The sequence below is a fragment of the Steroidobacter sp. genome (assembly GCF_016790065.1).
Lineage (GTDB): Bacteria > Pseudomonadota > Gammaproteobacteria > Steroidobacterales > Steroidobacteraceae > Steroidobacter.
Genome location: NZ_JAEUPY010000761.1, coordinates 1 through 5,290, shown reverse-complemented (window position 1 = coordinate 5,290; position 5,290 = coordinate 1). Strand labels below are relative to the sequence as shown.

The window sequence follows — 5,290 nt, the reverse complement described above, 5'->3', positions numbered from 1 at the left end:
ATCCGCCGCGGCGCAGCCGGATGGCCCAACAACCGGACAAACGCGCCTCGCCGTTGTTACGAGCCAATAACGGATGGGTCTCATTCTGCGGCAATCGCGAGCGAAACTCAGCGATGGGCGCGGTCAGCAAACTCAAGAACTGACGGATCAGCGGATGCGGATCGGCGAGCAAACTGCGCGGTGTCTGCGCTCCAAAGCGCAGGCTCTGATCGAGCGGATGCATGGCCAGTTGCTGACGTTCCGCCAGCACTGCCATCAGCGCCTCATTGAACGCCGCCATGGAAACAAATCCGTGCGGGCGCTCCAACATCGTCGGCATGACGAAGCGCTCGTAGTCGTAGAGTTCATCGTATCGAGGCAAGCCGAGCATGCGCGCCGCAGTCGCCTCACAAGCAATGTGTTCCTGATGTAGCGGCGCCTGTTGGCGCGCCTGCAGGATCAGCGGCATGGCCTCCTCCGGCCGCCCGAGCGACAACAGAATCGACTGCAGACAAGTAGACAGTTGCAAGTATTCAGGCTGAGCACGAACGGCGGCCTGAGCCGGCGCCAACGCCTGCTCAGGTATACCGGCCTCCATGGCGGTGAGCGCCAAACCCATCAGTAAGGCAGGCTGTTGACCGCAATGAGACAGGGCATCTTGGAACGCAGCGGTGGCCTCCGGCAGCCTGCCGGCGTCCCGTAACAGACTGGCGTGACACAGCTGCAACTCGGAATTGCGCAAATTAGACGCCACCACGGCGCGCAGACTGCGGGTGAAATCCGCCTCGCCGCGCATGAATCTGAGCTTCGCCAACCGCACGTGAGTGTCGACGTGGCCCGGCGCCAGCTGCGAGGCGCGCTCGAATTCCCGTTCGGAATCTTCGAAGCGCCCCAACTGTAACAACGCGATAGCACGATTCAGATGAACGGCATGACCTTTCAGGCCCGCCGCTGCGGCCTGGTCGATTTCCAGCAGCGCCTCGTCGGCACGCTCCAGCTGTGACAACAACGATCCGAGGTTATGGCGGGCGATTGCGAACGAGGGACGCCGCTGTATGGCAGTTCGGTAGGCAGCCTCGGCCTCGGTCCATTGGCCCTGGCCTTTGAGCGCAGCCCCCAGCTCAGCCCAACCCTCAGCATCGGCGGCATCGTCTCGGACCAGCTGGGCCGCTTCTAGTTGCGCTTGTTGGTGCGCGCCGGCTGCGTTCAGCGTGCGGATCAAACCCAAACGCGCTGGTTTGAAGCGTGCGTCAGCTCCTAACGCACTCCGATAGCACATTTCGGCTTCGGCACCTCGGCCCAGCGCACGTAACAAATTAGCCAGGTTGGCGTGGAAGTCGGCTCGTTGCGGTTGCAGTTGTACACAACTGCGGAACAACCGTTCGGCGGCGCCGGTGTCGCCTTCGCCTTTGCGGGCCAGCGCCAGCAATTGTAACGCGTCGACCAACGTGGGCCGTTGCGACAGCAGTTGATTACATATATCCGCCGCCTGCGCGTGACGACCCTGTTGCAACAAGGCTTGAGCCTGCTGCAAACCGTGAGCGACGGCGGCGTTGGACGATGCACTCACTGACTTCCGATGACCTGCGATCCGACCGGCTTCCTGCCGGCTCGGATCGAGTATGCCACCTTTGCGTCGACGTCTTTAAGTCGCCGTGCGCCGCCGTTCGCCGGTGCTGTTCGAGCTTTGCGACCGCTCCTGCAAAAACTCTTTGAGGATGCGTGCGGTATGAGATTCGCGCGCGGCTCGCAGCACTTCGTCCGGCTGGCCTTGCACGACCACGCGGCCGCCGTCGGTACCGCCTTCCGGGCCGAGGTCGATGATCCAGTCGGCCTCGGCGATCACATCCAGATCGTGCTCGATGACCACCACGGTATTGCCGGCGTCGACCAGACGATGTAGCACGCGGATCAGTTTCTCCACGTCGGCCATGTGCAAACCGACCGTGGGCTCGTCCAGCACATACAACGTGCCCGGCAACTTCTCGACGACCTCACCCGGTTCGGGTGTGCGTAACATTCTGGACTCGCGCACCTTGGACAGCTCGGTGACCAGCTTGATGCGCTGAGCTTCGCCGCCGGAAAGCGTCGGGCTCTGCTGCCCCAAAGTGAGATACCCCAGGCCCACGTCCTGCAGCAGCCGCAGACAATGATGAATGCGCGAATGGGCACTGAAGAAATCCACCGCCGCATCGATGCTCATCATCAGCACGTCGCCGATGCTCTGGCCCTTGTATTGCACCGAGAGCGTGTCCTGATTGAAACGACGGCCCCCGCAGCTATCGCAGGTGACGCGCACGTCGGGCAGGAAGTTCATCTCGATCTTACGAATGCCTTGGCCTTCGCAGGCATCGCAGCGGCCGCCGGCCGTGTTGAACGAAAAGCGCGACGGCGTATACCCGCGCATCCGAGCTTCGGGCGTTTCGGCAAACACTTTGCGAATGGCGTCCCAGAAACCGATATAAGTCGCCGGGCAGGAGCGCGGCGTCTTGCCGATGGGTGTCTGGTCCACTTCCAAGATACGCTCGATCTGTTCCCAACCGGCGATCTCTTTACAACCGCGCCAGCTGAGCTTGGCCCCTTTGCGACGAGACAACGCCGCCCGCATGTTGTCGTGGAGCACATCGCGCGCCATCGTCGATTTGCCCGAACCGGACACACCGGTGACGACCACTAGCCGATCCAACGGCACTCTGCACGTTTGTTTGCGCAGGTTGTGCAACGAAGCTTCCTTTACAACCAACGCCGGCGAACGTGGCGTTACAGCGCGGCGCTCGCCAATGGGATGTTGTAGCGGCTTGGCCAGCAAGCGCCCCGTGACCGACTCGGGCGAGCGCTCCAATTCCTGTGCTGTGCCCGCGGCGACGATACGACCGCCACGAGTACCCGCACCCGGACCGAGATCCAGCACGTAGTCGGCGCGGCGAATGGTTTCTTCGTCATGCTCGACCACCAACAGCGAATTGCCCTTGGCAGCCAGCTTGTCGAGCGTATCCAGCAGAATGCGATTGTCGCGTGGGTGCAAGCCGATGGTGGGCTCGTCCAGGATGTAGCACACGCCTTGCAAGTTCGAACCCAGCTGCGCAGCCAAGCGAATACGCTGCGCCTCGCCGCCCGACAACGTCGGCGCGGAACGATCCAGCGCCAGATAGCCTAGACCCACGTCTTCAAGGAACGCGAGACGCGAGTTGATTTCGGTCAGCACGTCGCGGGCAATCTCGCTATCGCGGCCTTTCAGCTTCAGCGAATTGAATTGCTTGCGCATGTCACCCACCGACTGCCCGGTCACCGCCGCAATCGACTGATCGCGGAAACGCACGTTGCGAGCGATGGGATTGAGTCGCTCACCTTCGCAGCTCTCGCACACTTCGGCTTCCTGCTCGAACCACTCGTTCCACCAGATCTCCTCGCCGCTCTGCTCCTCATCGAAGCCGCGGATCTTCAAGCCGGTGCCGTAACAGCCTTCGCACCAGCCGTGTTTGGAGTTGAACGAGAACAGGCGGGGGTCGAGTTCGGCGAAGCTCTTGGCGCATGACGGGCACGCGCGACGGGTCGAGAAAATCGACAGGCCGGCATTCGCAGCGATGACGTTGCCAGCTTTCGCCGACTTCTTCGCCACCGGAGCTTTCTTGACCTTGACGCTCTCATCCAGCAAATGCACGACGCCTTTGCCGAAGTCCAACGCAGTCGTCAGCGCTTCACGCAGCTCGCGCTCGTTGCGAGCGGAGACTTGCACGGTCGCGACCGGCAGCTCGATGGTGTGTTCCTGGAATCGTGACAGGCGCGGCCAGGCCTGGGTCGGCAGCAACTCGCCATCGACCCGCAGGTGCTCGTAGCCTTTCTTTAGCGCCCATGACGCCAGGTCGGTATAGAAACCTTTGCGGGCCACCACCAGCGGCGCCAGCAAGGTCACCATCTTGCCGCGATAGTCGCGACTGACCCGAGCGAAAATGGACTCGAAGCTCTGCGGCTCGATGGGCACGTCGCAATCCGGGCAATACTGAGTTCCCAGCTTCACATACATCAAGCGCAGGAAATGATAGATCTCGGTAAGCGTCGCGACCGTGCTCTTGCGACCGCCGCGACTGGTGCGCTGTTCGATGGCGACGGTGGGCGGAATACCGAAGATCGCATCGACATCGGGACGCGACGCCGGCTGCACGAACTGGCGCGCATAGGCATTCAGCGATTCCAGATAGCGACGCTGGCCTTCGCCAAACACAATATCGAACGCCAACGTCGACTTGCCCGAACCGGACACGCCGGTCACGACAATGAACTTGTCGCGCGGCAATTCCACATCGACGTTTTTGAGATTGTGCTCGCGAGCGCCATGAATGCTGATGACATTGGCACGCGGCCGATGAGCCGACGCCGCCAGCGGCACCACAGTGCTTTGATCAGCAATGTTCCAGCCGCGCTCGATTTCGCGCAGCGCCTTGCCCGTGTGCGAGCCTGGCACCTTCATCACTTCCGCCGGCGTGCCGACAGCAATGACCTCACCGCCAGCCTCGCCGCCTTCGGGACCGAGATCGATCAGCCAGTCGGACGCGGCGATGACGTCGAGATTATGCTCGATCACCAGCAGCGAATGGCCCGCTGCGATCAGGCGCCGGAATGCACGCAACAACTTCGCGATATCGTCGAAGTGCAAACCAGTGGTCGGCTCGTCGAATAGAAACAACTTGCCCGGCGTCGCGCCATCGGGCACGGCAGTCGCACTTTCTGCAAGGTGACCGGCGAGCTTCAAGCGCTGCGCCTCACCGCCGGATAGCGTCGGCACCGGCTGGCCCAACCGCAAATAATCCAAACCCACTTCCACCAGCGGCCGCAGCGTCGACAACACTTCTCGTTCGCCAGCGAAGAACGCCACCGCCTCGGACACGGTCATCTCGAGCACATCAGCAATACTGCGACCCGGCCCCGGGCCGCGATTCAACTTCACTTCCAGAATCTCGTCGCGATAACGTCGGCCGTTGCAGTCGGCACAGCGCAAGTACACGTCCGACAGGAACTGCATCTCGACGTGTTCGAAGCCGTTGCCGCCGCAGGTCGGGCAGCGCCCGTTGCCGGAATTGAAACTGAAAGTACCGATGGTGTAGTCGCGCTCTTTGGCCACCGGCTCGTGGGCAAATATTTTACGAATGGCGTCGAAGGCGCCCACGTAGCTGGCCGGATTGGAACGCGTGGTGCGGCCGATGGAGGTTTGATCCACCATGACCACTGCGCCGATATGTTCAGCGCCTTTGATGCTGTCATGCTCGCCCGGCGCTTCGGTCGGTTTGCCGAAGTGCTTGAGCAACGCCGGATA

1 protein-coding gene and 1 pseudogene are annotated in these 5,290 nt (G+C 61.9%); both read right to left on the bottom strand.

All coding sequences use genetic code 11. The features are described 5' to 3' along the window. The coding region (locus JNL55_RS31010) for a tetratricopeptide repeat protein (protein ID WP_293863670.1) at positions 1-1,549 on the bottom strand (1,549 nt) is incomplete at its 3' end. 75 nt (positions 1,550-1,624) lie between these two features. Further along, positions 1,625-5,290 (bottom strand): annotated as a pseudogene (locus JNL55_RS31005) (excinuclease ABC subunit A); the annotation flags it as partial.